Source organism: Gardnerella sp. c12Ub_1 (assembly GCF_055804375.1).
In genome coordinates this window covers 1,347,497-1,366,363 of sequence record NZ_JANUZC010000001.1, presented here as the reverse complement: position 1 = coordinate 1,366,363, position 18,867 = coordinate 1,347,497, and the positions used below count along the sequence as shown (strand labels likewise).

Sequence of the window (18,867 nt, the reverse complement as noted above, 5' to 3'; positions counted from 1 at the left end):
ATTACCTAGATAATCACTTAGATAACCACTCAAATAATCATGCAATAAATTTTACTTAAATTCTACTTCGATTCGCGCTGTAGGCGCATACGATGTCCTTCTTCTTGAGAGACACCATAATACGCTGCAATCGCAATATCCTTCATATCTTCGATTTGAGGAATACGCGGATTTGCAGGAGCGCACTGATCTTCGTAAGCACGCATACCAATCTGATCCAACAAAGACCAGTAGTATTCTTCGTCCACACCGCACGCCTTAAACGAAGCATCCATGCTAAGAAGATTATCCCTATAATTTTCAACAGCGCGCGCCAAATTCTCTACGCCCTCTTGAGGAGTTTTACCAGGATTTACACCAAGATTCTTAGCAAGCTGCTGGTAGCGCTCTGGAGCGATATAGCGATTGTACTTTGGCCAGCTTGTAGGCTCTTGTGGAATTTGACCATTGTAGCGAATTACATATGGAAGCAAAATCGCATTTGTGTGGCCGTGCGCAACGTGGCACAAAGCCCCGATTGTATGTGCCATTGCGTGGCACATTCCAAGGAACGCCGAGCCAAACGCCATTCCAGCCATCGTAGCTGCATTATGCATCTTCTCTTGAGCTTGAATCTTGCGCTCAGGGTCATTAGCGTTCACAGAATCGTTAAGATTCTCCCAAATCAACTTTGCTGCATGCAATGCCATTGCGTCCGTAAAGTCGTTAGCATAAACAGAAGCAAAAGCTTCCATAGAGTGCGTCAAAGCGTCAAAACCAGAATCGCAAGCAAGCTTTCTAGGCTGCGTACGCGCCAAAACTGGATCCACGATTGCAACCGAAGGCGTAATCGCGTAATCCGTAATCGGGTACTTATAGCCAGTCTTATGGTCTGTAATAACAGCAAACGGAGTAACTTCCGATCCTGTTCCAGAAGACGTTGGTACGCAAATCAAGCAAGCTTTTTTGCCAAGAGGCGGAATCTTAAACGCGCGCTTTCTAATATCGAAGAACTTTTCGCGCAAATCAGCGAAGGAAATTTCTGGATGCTCGTAAAGAAGCCACATAATTTTTGCAGCATCCATAGGAGATCCGCCGCCAACAGCAATAATCGTGTCTGGCTGGAACTCTTCGCGCATCATTTCCGCGCCGCGCTCAACAGTTTCAACGCTTGGCTCTGGCTCAACGTAGTCAATAATCCTAAACGTTACGCGATTGTCTCTAGCACGAAGCTGATCAATCACCTTGTCTATAATGCCAAGCTGTTCCATCACTTTATCGCACACAATAACTGCGCGCTCAATGCCATACATGTCTCGCAAATAGCGAACAGCATTCGGCTCAAAATACGTTTTGGCCGGAATCTTGAACCATTGCATATTGTTATTCCTTCGCGCTATGCGCTTTATATTAATAAGATTTACCGCTTGAACGTTTCCAGAAACAGAGTTTCCACCATAAGAACCGCATCCCAAAGTTAAAGAAGGCGCGATTGCGTTGTAGATGTCTCCAACGCCACCCAAAGATCCTGGGGAGTTCCAAATGATTCGGCAAGCATGCATGCGGCTGCCATATTCACGAGCAAGCTGCTGATTATTGGTGTGAATCACAGCAGTATGACCAGCTCCGTGCACAAGCATCTTCTCGCACATTTCAAAGCCTTGTTCCTTGTTATCTGCGCGCAGTAAAGCGTGAACAGGAGCCAACTTTTCCATTGTTAGAGGCTCCATCTCGCCAACTTCTTTGCACTCAGCAATAAGAATCACAGCATCTTCTGGAATCTCAAATCCAGCCTGTTGAGCAATAAATTGAGGAGACTTTCCAGGAACAACAGAATTAAGCTTTGGAGTTTGGCCACTATAAGACGTGCAACCAAACATGTATTGCTCAAGCTTTGCTTTTTCTTCTTCGTTTACAAAGTAAGCTTTACGGCGCTTTAATTCGAGCTTCAAAGGATCATACACGTCTTTATGTGCAATAATCGCCTGCTCTGTTGCACAAATCATGCCGTAGTCAAAATGCTTTGAAAGCACTAAATCGTTTGCAGCGCGCTCAACATCTACGTCTGCATCAACATATGCTGGAGCGTTTCCTGCACCAACGCCCAATGCTGGCTTACCCGAAGAATAAGCAGCTTTAACCATTCCAGGACCACCCGTTGCAAGAATTGTTGCAACATCTGGGTGCTTCATTAAAGCTCCCGTAGCTTCGATTGATGGATGCTCAATCCACTGAATGCAATTTTCTGGCGCTCCTGCTTCTATTGCAGCATCGCGCACAATTCTTGCCGCCTCCGCAGAGCACTTTTGGGCAAATGGGTGGAAGCCAAAAATAATTGGGCAACGAGTTTTCAGTGCGATTAGCGACTTAAAAATGGCTGTAGACGTTGGATTTGTGACTGGTGTAACACCTGCTACAATGCCAACTGGCTCAGCGATTTCGTCGATTCCAAGAACGTCGTCTTCTCTAATAATGCCTACTGTGCGCTGGCCTGCAAGATAATGCGTAATATGTTCGCACGCAAAGATGTTTTTTGTAGCTTTATCTTCGACTAATCCTCTGCCTGTTTCTTCAACAGCCATTTTTGCTAAGACTAAATGCTTGTTTAGAGCTGCAATCGATGCTTTTGCTACGATTCGGTCTACTTGAGTTTGATTTAACTTTTCAAATTCATCTAAAGCGACTTTTGCTTTTTTAGCTAACTCGTCAACTTCTTGCTTTGCAACTAATGCCGCTTGCTCTTTTTCATCGAGCACATTTTCTTGCGCTGTTTCTTGCGCTTGCGCCATTTGGTCCTCCTTGATCTTTAGATTCCTTACGTACTTCTACGCTTTTGGCACATCAACATTTACATGCATAATCTTCTATGAAAGACGCATCATAATGCTGGTATGTGATACATTTCACAATTTACTTGGATTACTGTACTATTTTGAGTTTGCAGCGAGTTGCGCTATTTATGAGCGAGGTTTATCCCCTAATGTTCGTTATTTGTTCTTATTTGTAATGATTTATGTGCGATTTGCTGAAAAATTTTCTAGAATGTTAGATTTAGATGTTACTTACAAACGATTAATAACATTTAACTTAATTCTCGATTACACATGAACAAAAAATGGCTCCCAGCATAAGCCGGGAGCCATTGAAGTTGTAATTCTTCGCAGCTTAACGCTTCGAGAACTGAGGTGCACGACGTGCCTTGTGCAAACCAGCCTTCTTGCGTTCCACAACGCGAGCGTCGCGGGTCAAGAAGCCAGCCTTCTTCAAGGAAGCACGGTTTGCATCGCGGTCAATAGCGTTCAAAGCGCGGGCAACGCCCAAGCGAATTGCGCCAGCCTGACCAGTGGTGCCGCCGCCGTCTACCAAAACGACAACGTCGAACTTACCTTCAAGCTTTAGAAGCACGATTGGGGAATTAACTTCACGCTGCAATAAGCGAGATGGGAAGTATTCCTCAAGAGTGCGGCCATTAATAGTCCACTTACCAGAACCTGGAACCAAGCGAACGCGAGCAACGGCTTCCTTACGACGACCAGTGCCATAGCCTGGAGCGATAGCGGAAGTACCAGTGCCTGCACCAGCGTTGGTTTCGGTGGTGTAGCTAGTCAGTTCTTCTTCGTTCTCAAGAACCGCGGAGTTGTTGTTATCTACCATAATCATATTCTCCTTACGATTCACTTAGCCTGCTGGCTAACCTGAGAGATCTCGAAGACCTGTGGCTTTTGCGAAATATGAGGATGCTCAGCGCCAGTGAACACACGAAGGCGATCAAGCTGAACCTTAGCAAGACGATTCTTTGGAAGCATTCCCCTAACAGCGGAAACAATGATGCGCTTTGGATTCTTCTCCAAAAGCTCAGCATAGCTATCGCGGCGAAGTCCGCCTGGACGGCCAGAGTGGGAATACAATTCCTTGCTCAACTTATTGCCAGTCAAAGCAATCTTATCTGCGTTAATAATAATAACGTGATTGCCAGAATCGGCGTGAGGAGCATACGTTGGCTTATTCTTGCCACGAAGCAAAATAGCTACCTGGGAAGCCAAGCGACCAAGCACCACATCAGTGGCGTCGATAATGTACCAGTCATGAGTTAAATCTGCTGGTTTCGGTGTGAAAGTCTTCACAATCGTACCTTTTCTCTATTGTGTTTCGAGCTTTATATCTTCTTGGTTTATAGAAGATACTCTACTCATAATCCGTGGGCTCCCTGAAAGTCCTCGATGGCGAGTGGGAAAAGCGCTTTGAAGGACCCCTTAGGGAAACACAACAATCTGCAAGTATATCGCCACATGACGACTATTTGCAAACTTCTATTTTACATACAACGCGGACTACAACGCATACTACAACGTTATGCAAATGCGGACTACAACGCTCGCAAGTCAAAAACAAACGCTGCAGCCCGCAATTAATCACGCATATACCTCTATTTATTCATGATTTGCGCTAAAGACTTAACTCTAGGCAAGTCAAACAAATCATCCAAAAGAACGGGATTGCAATCGGCATCTGCCAAAGGAATACGCCAATTTGGATATTCGTCGTTAGTTCCAGGCTGATTTTGTGCTCTACGCTCGCCAGTGGCGTCAACAATCGACGCAGCAAGCAACTTAGAAGGCGCAGCTTTAAGCGCTTTATACAACGCTTCTACAATCTCTTGCTCATGCTGCGACTCGTCTTCTAGCGCACTTTCGCTTAAGAATCCGCCAGAAACAAGCATCTTAAGCATTGCATTATGCTCTTTAACAGCATCAGCGCGGAACTCTTCTACGGAGCCCGAAAGAAGATTCAAACGCTCGCGAATATTAACGTGCTCGTAGTTTAAGTATCCTGCAGCAGGTGGCAAATCGTGAGTATTTACAGAAGCAAGCGTCATTTCGCGCCACTTCTTAGGCTCGCGGAATGCGCCATCCCTCTGTTCAAACCACTCAACCGTGCATCCAAGAACCTTATTCTTAGCCAAAACTTCTAGAGCTTCAGCTGGCACAACGCCAAGGTCTTCTCCAACTACAACGCCATTTGCGCGCGTGGCTTCAATCGCAAGAATGCCAAGCATAACGTTTGCATCGTAGTAAACGTAAGCTCCGTCTACTGGAGTAGATCCTTCTGGAATCCACCAAAGGCGGAAAAGCCCAAGAATATGGTCAATTCGCACAGCTCCAGCGGAAGCAAACATGCCATGAACCATATCTCTGTATGTCTTAAAACCTGTGCGCTCAAGCTCAAATGGATTAAGCGGAGGCTGAGACCAGTTTTGACCTTGCTGATTGAAATAATCAGGAGGCGCACCAACGCAAGCGCCATTGGCGAATCGCTCTGGATTCCACCAAACTTCGGAGCCTGCAGGATGCACGCCAACAGCCATATCCGACATAATTCCAATGCGCATTCCTGCTTTTTTAGCTGCCATTTGCGCGTCGTGCAACTGGCCGAACGCAACCCACTCAAGCCAACGATAAAACTCTAGCGTGTCTGGGAATTGCTTTGCTAAAGCGCTAATCTCATCGGAATCTTTAGTAAGATGCTTCTCCCAGCAGTCATCGCCATTAGGCGCACCCCACTTGTCGTAGCAAAGGCACCAAGTTGCGTAGGATTCAAGCGTGTCTCCCATATCTTTCTTAAATGCTTCAAACTTTTGCGCGCGCTTATCTGACATGCCCGACTTAAAAATAATCCACAAAGCGTGCATTTTTACGCGCCACATTGCGTCTCGATCAATAATTTGCACATCATTATTAAGCGGCTCTACTTGATTATGCAAATCGTCAACGCTTTTGCGATCTTGCTCGCTAAGAAGATTATATTCTGGAATGCTTTCTGGGCGAATATAAGTGACGTTTACCATAGACCTAGCAACAGGCAAATATGGCGAAGGCGTTAACGGAGCAACTGGCTCTCCAGCATGAAGCGGATTTATAAGAACAAAGTCCGCTCCCGACTTTTCTTTAGCTTTAACAAGCAAATCCGCCAGATCTGCATAATCGCCAACTCCCCAAGACTTAGAGGAGCGGATTGAATAAAGCTGAGCCATCCAACCCCAAATTTGCTTGCCATCTTTTTCTAGTTTCTCAATAGTATCAATGCTTTCTGGCGCGCTAATAAGAGTGGCCTCTTCTACGCGGTCGGCAACACTAACGCGCAAAGTATGATAGCCCATTGGAACGTCTGCAGGAATCTTAAGCAAAGACGTTGCTACAAACTTTCCGTCTACGGGAATTGCAACATCGTTTTTAGAAGGAGAAATTTGCAAATCACCCTTGTATTCACTGCCATCTTCCAAAATAAGTGTTGCTGTAGGATACTCCAAAATCCCAGTGTTTACGCTTACTTCGCTTTCTTTACCAACAGTGTGCAAAACTGTTGGAGCAACTAAGCGAGTGTGACGCTCATTAAGGATTTTTTGAGTTGCTTCTTCGATTTGTTTATCGTTTTGAGCTTCTACGCATAGTGATTGCAATACTTTTACAAGCACGCTATCGGCGATTTGATGCTCTACGCCATCCGATCCAACGAATTTGGAACGAACGCCCATTAGTTCAGCCAATCGCCTTAACGGACTTGTTGGTTGCACTGTTTCTTCATTTTTAGTGTTCATAGTTTCCATCGTAGTCTATTTGTGGGGTTTTAATGCAAACGTATGCAATTATTATTCATTTTACTTTTATACTCAAGACTTATTTTTATATTTAATACTTATTCAAGACTTCTGACGCAGCAAGCGAGACATCCGAGTCCTTATCTTTAGACAAAGCAATCAAAGTTGGCTGCGACACACCAGGATTAAGAGCCACTGCTCTTCTTACCATTGCAGAGAGCACAGGAGAATCGTCACTTTCTTCGCTTGCACCAAGAGAAGCCAAGTAATCCAACGTTTTTGCGCTAACACCATTTGTCTGCGCACCTTCTAATCGCATTTTCCAAGATGTTCGCGGATTACACAAAGCAGCATCTCTAACTTGCGCGCAAGAATCTTTAGTAAGCCTTCCAACTAGCCAATTCTTAGCATTTTCGTTCTTTGCAACAGCTAAACGAACATTACTTGATTCGTCTTGAGAAAGCTTAACCAAGATATTCGGAAATGGCATTACTGTTGCTAATCGAACGCGATCTTCTTCTGGAGTATTTGAATTGCCTGCTACAGCTTCCAAAAGTGCAGTCGCTCTAGAAAATCCTGCCTGATCCGACCTATCTGGCAACTCTTTTATAGCAAATTCATGCAATTCTTTAGAATCACTGGAATGCCTTAAATGCTCGTAAACAGCGGTTAATGGCTCGTATGAAGCATTGGAATTATTAGATTCATTAGACTCATTAGATAAATCATGGCTTGCACTATTGCCTAAATCTTCGTTTTTCTCAACGCCATTAAGCTTTTGCGCATCATTCATAAGAGACTCACCAACCTTTGCTTAGTCACTTATCTAATCTATCAGCTTTGCAACACAAATCTTAAAACCAAGAATCAAACAAGTGCCAAACAAGAATCACTAAAAATAAAAATCAGCAAATTCTAGTGCAAACACCGCAAAAATCTGGAATTATTACTCCAGAAAACGTATTTTTTACTGCTTCAAGGAATCTATCTGACTCTTCACGTGGCACACATACTTTTAATTCAATAGAAACGCCGTATTCTTCACTTATAACTTCCGCATTGTTTTTTAATAATAAATGCTTAAACATTCTTAAATGCGCGTACTCAACTTTGCAAGAAAAACAATTACACTCTACAATATCCGCTATTTTACTAGACTTAACAGCACCTGCAGCCGCAGCAGAATACGCTCGTATTAATCCACCAGAGCCAAGCAAAATCCCACCAAAATAACGCGTAACTGTTACAACTGCGTCTACAACATTAGAAGACCTAATAACATCTAAAATTGGTTTGCCTGCAGTTCCAGATGGCTCGCCGTCATCGCTCATACGCTCGCACAATCTGCCATTTTTATCTGCGTAAATCGCAGCGTACGCAACGTGCCTTGCTTTGGGGTGAATCATCCTAATTGACTCTACAAACTCAAGCGCTTCTTCAGCACTAGAAATGTGGCACGCGTCCGAAATAAACTCTGACTTCTTTTCCACAAAAGCAAAGTGCGCAGGATTCTCACATAAATCAGTTACGGTTCGCATATTCTTCATATTCGATATTTAATATTATTCGATATTCGACATTCAAATCGTTTTCAATTCAAACAGTCTTAAAGCTACAAAAAGATTATATGCAACCGCTAGAATCACAAATCACGACTTATCGTAACGCATTAAGTGATCTACAACGTCTACAAGCTCTGCAACTTTCTTATCTGTAACCTTTTTATTTCCAGCGTCTTGCGCTTCTTCTAATGCCTTTGATATTTCTTGATGAGCAACTATAAGCGCAACTGCCCTAAGAGCTGCCGTAGATGCAGAAAGTTGCATAAGAATGTTGTTGTAGTCTTCCCCTTTTTCAACCATATTTTCAACAGCGTGAACTTGCCCACATACTCTATGCAAGCGAACCAACATCTTTTCTTTATCTATGTTGTAGTCACTCATAAAAAAACCTCATTTGAAAACAGTGCTTTTATATACTATTTACATAATAATTGTGCGTTGTATAGTACGCAAAACTATAAGCGCCAAAAAGCTATGTTTATAGAATAAATTATGCATATTATACAACGCAACTATTCTTATCTGTTTTAAATATATCCCAATTAATATATCTCAACATACATGTTTTACAAATTTATGCACATATGAATCAAATATTTTATGAGAGATTTTATGCAATGTAACTTACGCGTTTTGCCAAAATCACAGATCCTGCAATAAGCAATATAGCCAGAGAGAACATTAATGTTGTTTCAACTTTTACGCCAGTTGTTACTAGATGCCCAACATTAGCACCTAGACGAGCATGGCGTCGTTTTGAATTCTTTGTTCCACTTGCATATTGATTATTTGACTGCGAATTCTGCTCTACATTAGAGTCGCTTACTTGTTGATTACCTCCATACTGAGAATCTCCCTGTTTAGAATCTCCCTGCTGAGTAGCACTTTGGTAAGTATCAACCTTCTTAGAATCACCTCTCTGAATAGTACCTGATTTAGTAGCTGTATATTTACCTTCCTTGCTATCTTCCTTACTTGCAATATGCTCAGATTTATGCTGAGAATCCGTCTTAACATTACTTTGATCATCTTTTTTATTGTTTTTTTCATTAATTTTATCGTTATTAGCATTACTCTTAGGATTACTCTTAGGATTACTATCGCCAGTCGCATCTGCATTTTGATGAACTGTATTATTGGTTCCAGCATCTACTTGCGCACCGAGCGTATTATTATTCGCTCCAGCGTTTACACCAGATTGCGCATTGTTGCCAACTTGCGCTCTGCCAGACTGTGTGCCAGCAACTTCATTCTGCGCACTAGAACCTTGTGTACCACCAGGCTGCTCGCTAGAACCTCCAGGATTATCCTGCTTACCAGGATCTTGCTTACCAGGATCTTGCTTACCAGGATCGTTTTTCCCAGAACTCTGTGTGCTACCAGACTGATTATTATTGCCAGCTTGCACACCAGAACCTTGCGGATTCTGAGGATTCTGCGGATTCTGCGGATTCTGCGGATTCTGCTTTGAAATAATATTATCTACAACGCCACCACTAGAAGACGTCTTTGGATCAACTTCACTACCCGTAACATTTCCACTACCAGCAGGCTCACCCGATGACTCTCCACTTTGGCTACCATTCTTAACATCGCTTGCACCACCATTTTGGCTGCTACTTGCGCTGCCATTATTCTGCGTTCCGCCAGGCTGCAAACCGCTAGGCTTTTCGTTAGAATCACCTGGCTTTTGCACACCAGGCTGATCTTTTACAGGATTATCTTGTTTTCCAGGCTCTTGTTTACTCAGATTTTGCTTACCTGGATTATCTTGCTTACCAGAACCTTGCGGATTCTGCGGATTCTGCGGATTCTGCTTTGAAATAATATTATCTACAACGCCACCACTAGGAGACGTCTTTGGATCAACTTCACTACCCGTAACATTTCCACTACCAACAGGCTCGCTCTTACCTGGATCTTGTTTACTAGGCTTTTCGCTAGAACCTCCAGGATTATCCTGCTTACCAGGCTCACTCTTACCAGGCTGCTCACCTTTTCCAGACTCACCCTTTCCAACCTCACCAGTCCCAGGCTGCTTCTGATTACCAGGCTTTTCACTAGAACCACCAGGCTGCTCACCCTTTCCAGGCTCGCCCTTACCACTAGCATTCTCCGCCTTATTAACAGTCACAGTAACAGGCTTATTTCTATCAAAGAAGCTTCTACTATCTTCGTTATTAAACGACGTCTTAAACTCTTGCGCTCTAGAAGAACCTGGGAATTCATAAACAAAAACATACATTCCACTTTTAGCCGCATTGCCGTCTAAAAGGTCGATCATATCTCCAACTTTTTCAAACTTTTCTTTTTTATTCTCAACACTTCTGTTCTCTTTGTTATCTTCACTGCCCTTGTTATCTTCACTATCGCCATCTTTGCCAGCTTCTTTACTATTAGACTCGTTATGAGTAAGAATTATCTTGCCGTTCCCAAGTGTGTAAGTTCCATTGCGCAATGGAACATCCCATGAATCTATTTTCTTATGATTTTCGTCTTCTTTAGGCTCTTCTACAGAGCTGGAAACAAGCTTTACCATATTTTCGTTGCTCATTGAACCATCTTTGTTTCCAACCCACCAAAGACGAATATTCATCTTTGCATCTTTACTAAACCCATAATCGGTATTTCCATCAAATTTTCCGTAGTCTTTTGGAACACCACTAACAACTATCGCATCCGAAACGTCATTTGTATCTTTATTTTTTAGATTCTTAACATGTTCAATCGATATTTTTGCCTTATGCGAAACTGTTGAATTTACGTTTCCAAATTCTTCAACAAACTTTTCTGGAATAAACTCTCTAACGTCGTCTTTTTGATTTCCAGGATCAATAAACCAAACCCACGTTCCAAATAATCCTGCATCATCTTTGTTCACTTTATAAACTTTTGCGCTAGCAAGTTCATCTTTAGATAAGTCACCTTTTGCTTCGTGAGCAACCGCTTTAACTTCTTGATTTTCTCCCGAAAAATAAACATCGGCTGCAGCAACTTGACGAATATTCTTATCTTCTCGTAGTTCCTTTATATACTCTTCTACTTTGTCTTTTTTATTTTCGCGTTTTTTCATAATATCGTTATAAGAACCAACAAAGTAGTATCCGCGAGCACGAACGTCTTTACCACTTACCCACTCATCTTCAGTTGGATTCTTTAGCGCCGAAGTAACAGTATCTTCTACAGAATCGCCTACTTTTAACTCTTTTACAGTCGACTTAGAAGAAAGCGAAGGCTGGAACTTTCTGTGCGCTCTCTCTGTTAATACATTTGTAAATTCTTTGACTTTTTCATCTTTTGCTACTCGTATTAAAGCTGCCCCATTTCCTATATCTTTTCTTTGCAAATATGGAATGTAGTATTCACCCTTAATTTCTGCTTCGCCTTCTCCTGTTGCAACCCAATCAATTCCATACGTCAAGTTATAAGAATTAATTGATTCTTTAACCTCTTTAACCTGTTTCTTATCTTTTATAAAACGCAACTTATCGCCTACTGCAGTAACTTTAAATTCTGTATTTTCGCTGCCGTATGTAACATTTCTTCCATCAACACCCTGCGCATCAATAACTACCCTTCCACTCCTTGCATAGTAGGTAGCATAAGGGTCAAGTATTTTGAATCCCATACCCTTAGTCGTTTTTTGGGTTACTTCATTCCACAGTTTTTCGGCATTTTCCTTTAAGTTGGGCGCACCATCAAATCCCCTACGCTTCGCTTCTTCCCACCCGCGTTTATCTTCATCATAATGTTCATGAATTAAATATGCTGCAGCCTCCATTTGGGATGTAAAATCATTTTCAATAGAAGACTTAGCTATTCTTGCTGTGATTTCATTAATATTGTTAACATCAAGCGGAATATCTCTCCAATCGGAATCAGCTTTTACAGTTGATCCCGTATTAATGCAAAATACGTAATTACCATCTTCATCTTTTTTTACAATTTTTCTGCTCGGACTCACTTTTGAACAGGCATCACTATACGTATAGTATTGAGCAAAAATATCTGCAGAAGCAGCATTTATTGCGCCATTCCCAACAACAATTGCAATAGTCGCCAGCAACGCTGTCAGTAAAGAGAACATTCGCGTGCGCTTATTGCGTAAAAAGATTGGAATCCCTTTACATCCATGTTTTCCCATATCAACTCCTTAAAACGTTGTTTTCTCTAACGTGACAAACGTTTTTGCTAGCCACGATGAACGAAAAATTCGCTCATGCTCTAACTATGATTTAGGAATTTCAATCTGTAAATAAAAAACTTTCAATGTGGTTAAAGGCTATTTTAGAGGGTAGTTATCCACATTGTTATACACAATTGTGCACAATTACACACAGTAGTGGTGGTTGCTGGCGATTCGCGTTTATAGGGTTATAGGAATATGTTGCAATCAGAAAAACAGGGGTTATAGGCCAAAAATAGCAACCATGGTGCTATTTACAAAATCAAAACAAAAAAGCTCTAAACCGCTGATTTTTCAACGATTTAGAGCTAGAATCGCGGAGTCAGAGAGATTCGAACTCTCGAGCCGCTTACGCGACTAACACCTTAGCAGGGTGCCCCTATCGGCCACTCAGGCATGACTCCACTTTGTAACTATTCAAGATAGCAACAGATTCAGACTATATCACCTCTTGAGGACGTGCACAATGCTTAAGCGACACACCAAACGCGCAAAAGTGCATTTAATAGCAAAACAGCAAGATTTATGCGGGATTGTGATCTCCCGAAAATGTAATCACAACAGCCAACATAACTAAAGCCATTCCGCAAACGTCAATCAACGTTGGCATTTCACCAAATCCCATGCCAACAAGCGCCGCAATCGCAGGATAAAGCGCTTGCATAACTGAATATCTTGCAGAAGACACACGCTTTAGCAAAACCTGGTCTAAAAGCGTTGGAATAAAAGACGCGCAAATCGCAATAACAACCATTAATCCAATAAGTTTCAAAGAACCATAGGGCTGAGCAGCCCACGTTGCACTCGATTTAGGATGCACAACATGCAAAATTGCAGGGATTCCAAGAACACTCGATTGCAAAAGCCAACCAATCAAAATAGCTACACTAACTCGGTCAATTGCATTAGACCCTCTTGCAAGCATTCGCCCCGATACGATGTACATTCCCCACATTGATCCGCCAATAAGAATTGCCACTAATCCAACAAGAAAATGCGGGCTTTCGTTAGACCCCATCGATGCGCTTGCAAGAAGCACTATTCCGCAAGCCGCAATAACAATTCCAACGCGCTCACGCCATGTTTTACCCGTTATAACAGCAACCATTAAAGGCCCTACAAACTCAATAGTTACAGCCACTCCAACAGCCATGCAACTAATAGCTAAATAAAACATTGTGTTCATAAGAACAACAGAAATGCCTACAGCAACAACAATTGCCCATTCTTTTAACGTTTTAGGAAGAGAGTTGCGAGCGCGCTTTTTACGCGAAAAAGGCCTTCTCCAAGCAAGCAAAAACAAAGACATAAACCCAACGCGATACCACACAGAATATAGCGGATCGAGCTGGCTAAACGCGACTTTTGCTATAGACGTTGCTAGATAGACCATTGCAGCTTCTGCAACAACGATTAGCAAAACAGGCATGCGATTTAGCGCGTTTACTATGATTTGTTTCATACAGCATACCCTACACGGCAGTAGTTATATTTGCATATTTTTACACTGATTTTTCGTAAAATTTATTGCGACACACTATTGTACAAAATCGAACGTTTGTTCTACTATAAATTCATGAGCACAGCACCGCGAGTTAATGCAGCTAAACGCGATTGGGGGCGCAATGCGTCTGGCTGCACAATACTTCATATCGATATGGATGCATTTTATGCATCGCTCGAAGCGGCGCGTAATCCTAGGTTACTTGGCAAACCTGTGATTATTGGCACAGGCTCGCGCTCCGTAGTTTCGGCAGCCAGCTACGAAGCACGTAAGTATGGCGTGAATTCAGCCATGCCTACAGCGCGAGCACGAAGCTTGTGCCCTAATGGCATTTTCCTGCCGGTAGATATGCCATATTACGTTTCCATTTCATCTAGGATTTTTAAGGAGGTCTTTTCAAAGATCACAGATAAAGTTGAGCAGGTTTCTGTAGACGAGTGTTACATGGACGTTAGCTCAGCGTTGTTGCGCTGGAAAACGCCCATCGCCATAGGCGAGTGGATAAGAAGCGAAGTCGCGCGCAAGTTTCATATCACTTGCTCTGTGGGGATTGCATCAAATAAGTTAATCGCAAAAATGGCGTCAACGAACGCAAAGCCAGACGGAATGCTGATTATCCCCCAAAATCGCAATGCTGACTTTGTTTCAATAATGCCATTACGAGCAATACCAGGAATTGGACCCGCGCTTGCTAAAAAACTAGCTACGTGGGGAATAAACAGCATTGAGATGCTTAGAAGTGTAGATGAGAAGACTCTGGAACGAGTTGCTGGGTCTAAAGTTCTTGCGCGAATGCTTTACAACACTTCGCGAGGAATTGACGCACGGCAAGTAACGCCCCACGTTCCAGAAAAATCCATTGGTACAGAAAGTACTCTTGATAAAGACACCACGGATATTGCAGCAGTGAAAAACCTGATCAGGCACTGCTGCAACGAAGTGGCACAAGAATTACGCAATCACAACACAATGGCAAAAACAATAACGTTAAAATTGCGATTTAGCGATTTGCACTATGCAACAAGATGCAAAACATTAAGGAATGTAACCGATTGCGCTCCAGAGATTTATAAGCAAGCTTGCGATTTACTAGAATCAGTAAATCCAACAGTTCATGACCATAAATTAGGCGGAAGTCATATTTGTTTACTAAGCTCCGTTAGGCTTGCTGGCGTTAGCGTAAGCAATCTTGTAGATAAAAGCAAAGCGCTTGTTCAGCCTACAATTAGCGACATCTTAGAAGAGAACGAAAGAGAAAACACCATAAGTGGTATGCGTAAAAATTCAACAGAAATTGCGCAAAACGCAATAAAAAATACGCATGCAAGAATAAGTCACGCAGAGCACGTATTAGATGAAGTAAGAAAAAAGTATGGTAAAGATGCCGCTCAAATTGGCATTTAAGCATCTTTTTTAGGAAGAGCAGCTACGCGATCTTCATCCCAGCCAGATGGACCAGCTTCTTGCGCTCCGCCTAAATCGCCAAGTTTGTTAAAGTATTCAACAGCAGCGTCTTTATACCATTCCCACTCTTCTGGAACATCGTCTTCGTAAAAAATGGCTTCTACGGGGCATGCAGGCTCGCATGCGCCACAATCAACGCATTCGTTAGGGTTTATGTAAAGCGTGCGATCGCCTTCGTAAATGCAATCAACAGGGCACTCGTCAACACACGCTTTATCTTTAACGTCAACGCATGGCTCTGCAATAACGTAAGGCATAACAAACGCACCCTTTCACGCTCAAAAATAAACTAACTCTTCTATTATAGTTCACGTTACGAGTGCAAAACGCATTGAGTCGGCATACGTAATCGCACACCGACTCAATACAATCAAATCAACATCTCAAAGGCAAAGCCTATTGAGCAGATTCTTGAGCAGACCCAACGGCCGCCTCTTGAGCAGCTTCAGCTCGCGCTTGGTCTTCCGACTCGCCTTCCGCAACTTTTTCGGCTGCAGCAGCATCTTGTGCAAACAAGGTTTCTACTGGAACACCAAGCTTCTTAGCTTTACGAATTTGTCTTCCAAGCAAAGAATTACGGTAGGAATAGCCAAAGTACACAGTAAAGCCGATTGCAAGCCAGATTGCAAAACGAATCCATGTAAGCACAGAAAGGTTTAACATAAGCCAGAACGTAGAAAGCGCGGCAAAAATAGGCAAAACTGGATTCCAAGGAACCATAAAGGATCGATGCAAATCAGGCCTACGCATACGCATAATCGGAACGCCTGCAGAAACAAGCAAGAACGCAGAAAGCGTACCAATATTCACCATATCGGAAAGAATTCCAATATCTAATGTAGAAGCGATTATTGCCACAACAATGCCAGAAACAATCTGAATACGTGCAGGAATTCCGCGCTTGCTAACCTTAGAGAAGCTACGTGGAAGCAGGCCATCTCGGCTAACAGCAAACACAATACGTGTAAGGCCCAAAAGAAGAACCATAACAACAGTTGTTAAGCCGATTACAATTCCAAGGGAAATAATCTTAGCAGCCCAAGTTGCGCCTACAAGCTCAAAGCTCGTAGAAAGCGAAGGAGCGTCTTGCTTAGCCAAATCCTTGTAAGAGACCATACCAGTTGTAACAACAGCAACAAGAATGTAAAGAACAGTCACAATCAAAAGACCAAGACCAATGCCCCTAGGAATGTTCTTGTGTGGGTCTTTAGTTTCTTCTGCCGTAGTTGCAACAACGTCGAATCCAATGAATGCAAAGAATACAAGTGCTGCGCCAGAAAGAATACCCGTAACGCCGTAAACAGCTGGCTGCATGCCAGTAATCCACTGCCAGAGCGGCTGGCTCATAGTGCCAGAAACGTGAATACCCTTAACGCTAGCAACGTCTGTTGCAGGTGGAACAAATGGAGTGAAGTTAGACGCCTTAATGTAGAAGAATCCAACAACAACAACAAACAGAACAATACCAATCTTCAAGATTGTTAAAGCACCGTCAAAACGAGCAGAAAGCTTTGTTCCAACAACAAGCATAATCGTAAAGAACGCAACAATAACTACTGGAGCAAGATCAAAAGTAAAACCGCCAATATTTACCGAAGTAGATACGTTAAGACCAAACAAGTGCATTAAATCGTTAAGATAAACGCCCCAATATTTGGCTATAACAGATCCTGCCATAAGCATTTCCAGAATCATATCCCAGCCAATAATCCAAGCAACAAGCTCGCCGACTGTTGTATACGTAAAGGTGTATGCAGATCCTGCAACAGGAATCATCGAAGCAAACTCCGCGTAGCACATTGCAGCCGTTCCGCAAACGATTCCAGCAATAATAAAGCTAATAATCACTGCAGGACCTGCGTGGAATGCTGCTGCTTGAGCGCCAACGGAGAAGATTCCAGCGCCAACAGCAACAGCTACGCCCATAACTGCCAAATCCCAAGCATTTAATGTACGCTTAAGATGGCGATCACCATCCATTGTTTCTGCAATAGTCTGTTCAACAGACTTTTTTCTCCATATTTGCATAATCCAACCTTCTCTAAAACTACGTCTAAAACATTCCATATAAGGGTATATATGTTATAAATCGCAAAAAATACGGTTCAACTCGCATTAATCGTCATCAAACAATAATTTTTACGATATTAAAAGAGCATAGTACTTTGTCTAGCGGAAAATCACAACACAAATCGCAATTTATTATGTTAAATTATGCTAAATTTGTGTTAACAATTGTCTTAACAATCCGCACTAACGCCGATTAAAACAGGTTCTGGAACAAGTTTTACACCAAACGAATCGTAAACACCATCTATGATTTTGCGCGCCAAATCAACAATATCCTTGCATTTTGCACAACTGCGATTAGTCAACGCCAAAGTGTGTAAAGAAGATAATCCAGCTTTACTCTTTTCGCCATCACTTTGCGTAAGTCTAAATCCCTTGTGGAATCCAGCATGGTCAATAAGCCAAGCTGCAGAAGTCTTAACTCCTTTAGAGCCATCTGGCAAAGTGGCGTCAAAGCGCGGAGCGTCTTCTGGCAGCAAATCTGCTTGAGCTTTAGTCAAAATCGGGTTCATAAAGAAGCTTCCGCAACTATGGCGATCAGCATACTTAGAATCGCCTTCTAACAAATCTCCAGCAGAATAGTCTTCATTTTGAAGCCTAATCGAATACTCAACACCATTTTCGCTTTTTGCGTAGCACATCCACTTATTTGCGTAGCGCATAGCATCTTCAAGCATGCCCTTAGACGCTCTAACGCGCAGAACTTCGCGACGAATCTTAGATGTTTCCATCCTATCTCCAACTTGTACGCCAAGCGCGTGAGCAAGCTGCGAATGAGCCACAACACCTGTTTTTGAATGCTTTAAGCAAAAAGTAACAGACAAAACAACGTATCTAGGCGTTGGGAAGAAGCAGTCAGCAGCAACACCAGGCGCCTTATACATGCTTTTTTTGAGAACAGAAGTGCGGTAGCCAAATTTAAGATCTGCAAGATTCATATAAAAAGTGGTTTTATCTTTACGATCCCAAACCTCTACAGATTCAACGCTTTGCGCCACTTCTGCACCGTATGCGCCAATGTTTTGTACAACAGACGCTCCAACGGTTCCAGGAATCCCAGATAGCGCTTCTACGCCTTGCAATCCAAGCTCAATAGTGTGAGACACAAAATCATCCCAATTGCAGCCAGCCTCTGCACTAACGTGAACCAAAAAATCTCCGCTAGTTTTATCAACACCATCTATGCCAGGAGCTGCCTCATCTAAAACGCAAATCTCACGCCGAGCATCACGCACAACTACTCCGTTAAACGGTTCATCGCTTACAAGCATGTTAGATCCGCCGCCAATAACGCAAAGAGGCAATCCTGCGCAATCTGCATCTTCTACAGCTTCAATAACAGCCACTCTGCTAGTAGGCTCTACAAAACGAGCAATAGAGCCTCCAACGCCGATTGTTGTAAGATTTGCAAAAGTTGGATTATCAGATTCCAATAAGGATGATTGCATACTCATACGACTAATCCTAACAGCAATAAATAACAAAAAACCCCGCAAAACGCGGGGTA

13 protein-coding genes and 1 tRNA gene are annotated in these 18,867 nt (G+C 42.7%); 1 reads left to right on the top strand and 13 read right to left on the bottom strand.

Features of this window, described 5'->3' with window-relative positions; all coding sequences use genetic code 11:
- Positions 1-62: 62 nt before the first annotated feature.
- From adhE to NYP65_RS05325, 10 genes are all read right to left on the bottom strand, one after another.
- Entirely contained in the window at positions 63-2,768 is a 2,706-nt protein-coding gene (gene adhE, locus NYP65_RS05370) for a bifunctional acetaldehyde-CoA/alcohol dehydrogenase (RefSeq protein ID WP_020973232.1), read from the bottom strand.
- Positions 2,769-3,144: 376 nt separating this feature from the next.
- Positions 3,145-3,633, bottom strand: a complete 489-nt coding sequence (rpsI, locus tag NYP65_RS05365; RefSeq protein ID WP_004131694.1) for a 30S ribosomal protein S9 — start codon at positions 3,631-3,633, stop codon at positions 3,145-3,147.
- 20 nt (positions 3,634-3,653) lie between these two features.
- Positions 3,654-4,103 (bottom strand): 50S ribosomal protein L13, encoded by a 450-nt coding sequence (gene rplM, locus NYP65_RS05360; RefSeq protein WP_004131693.1) that lies wholly within the window; start codon positions 4,101-4,103, stop codon positions 3,654-3,656.
- 302 nt (positions 4,104-4,405) lie between these two features.
- Positions 4,406-6,574 carry a 4-alpha-glucanotransferase gene (gene malQ / locus NYP65_RS05355; RefSeq protein ID WP_473410787.1) on the bottom strand — a complete coding sequence of 723 codons (2,169 nt, stop codon included), beginning with the start codon at positions 6,572-6,574 and terminating at the stop codon, positions 4,406-4,408.
- 91 nt (positions 6,575-6,665) lie between these two features.
- On the bottom strand, positions 6,666-7,367 hold the full coding sequence (locus tag NYP65_RS05350; protein WP_101889563.1) for an AbrB family transcriptional regulator: 702 nt from the start codon (positions 7,365-7,367) through the stop codon (positions 6,666-6,668).
- A gap of 112 nt (positions 7,368-7,479) precedes the next feature.
- A complete protein-coding gene (locus tag NYP65_RS05345; RefSeq protein ID WP_018627602.1) occupies positions 7,480-8,121 on the bottom strand; it encodes an IMPACT family protein in 642 nt (213 codons plus the stop codon).
- Between the two features lie 102 nt (positions 8,122-8,223).
- Positions 8,224-8,517, bottom strand: coding sequence for a metal-sensitive transcriptional regulator (locus NYP65_RS05340; RefSeq protein ID WP_004131689.1), 294 nt, complete (start codon positions 8,515-8,517; stop codon positions 8,224-8,226).
- 229 nt (positions 8,518-8,746) lie between these two features.
- Positions 8,747-12,280, bottom strand: a complete 3,534-nt coding sequence (locus NYP65_RS05335) for a peptidase (RefSeq protein ID WP_473410734.1) — start codon at positions 12,278-12,280, stop codon at positions 8,747-8,749.
- Between the two features lie 359 nt (positions 12,281-12,639).
- Positions 12,640-12,726: transfer RNA gene (locus NYP65_RS05330), tRNA-Ser, on the bottom strand.
- A 119-nt stretch (positions 12,727-12,845) separates the two neighbouring features.
- Positions 12,846-13,784, bottom strand: coding sequence for an EamA family transporter (locus tag NYP65_RS05325; protein ID WP_248901376.1), 939 nt, complete (start codon positions 13,782-13,784; stop codon positions 12,846-12,848).
- Positions 13,785-13,898: 114 nt separating this feature from the next.
- Here NYP65_RS05325 and dinB point away from each other — a divergent pair, with 114 nt between their 5' ends.
- Positions 13,899-15,230, top strand: coding sequence for a DNA polymerase IV (dinB, locus tag NYP65_RS05320; protein ID WP_473410733.1), 1,332 nt, complete (start codon positions 13,899-13,901; stop codon positions 15,228-15,230).
- On the opposite strand, the gene fdxA is transcribed toward dinB, so the two are convergent.
- The 3 genes from fdxA to NYP65_RS05305 all read right to left on the bottom strand — a co-directional run bounded on the left by fdxA (position 15,227) and on the right by NYP65_RS05305 (position 18,814).
- A complete protein-coding gene (fdxA, locus tag NYP65_RS05315) occupies positions 15,227-15,547 on the bottom strand; it encodes a ferredoxin (RefSeq protein WP_004131685.1) in 321 nt (106 codons plus the stop codon). The two genes, dinB and fdxA, sit on opposite strands and share 4 nt — an antisense overlap.
- 139 nt (positions 15,548-15,686) lie before the next feature.
- On the bottom strand, positions 15,687-17,318 hold the full coding sequence (locus tag NYP65_RS05310; protein WP_032839356.1) for an APC family permease: 1,632 nt from the start codon (positions 17,316-17,318) through the stop codon (positions 15,687-15,689).
- A gap of 212 nt (positions 17,319-17,530) precedes the next feature.
- Complete coding sequence (locus tag NYP65_RS05305; RefSeq protein ID WP_032839354.1) at positions 17,531-18,814, bottom strand: FAD-binding protein; 1,284 nt, start codon at positions 18,812-18,814, stop codon at positions 17,531-17,533.
- Positions 18,815-18,867 lie beyond the last annotated feature (53 nt).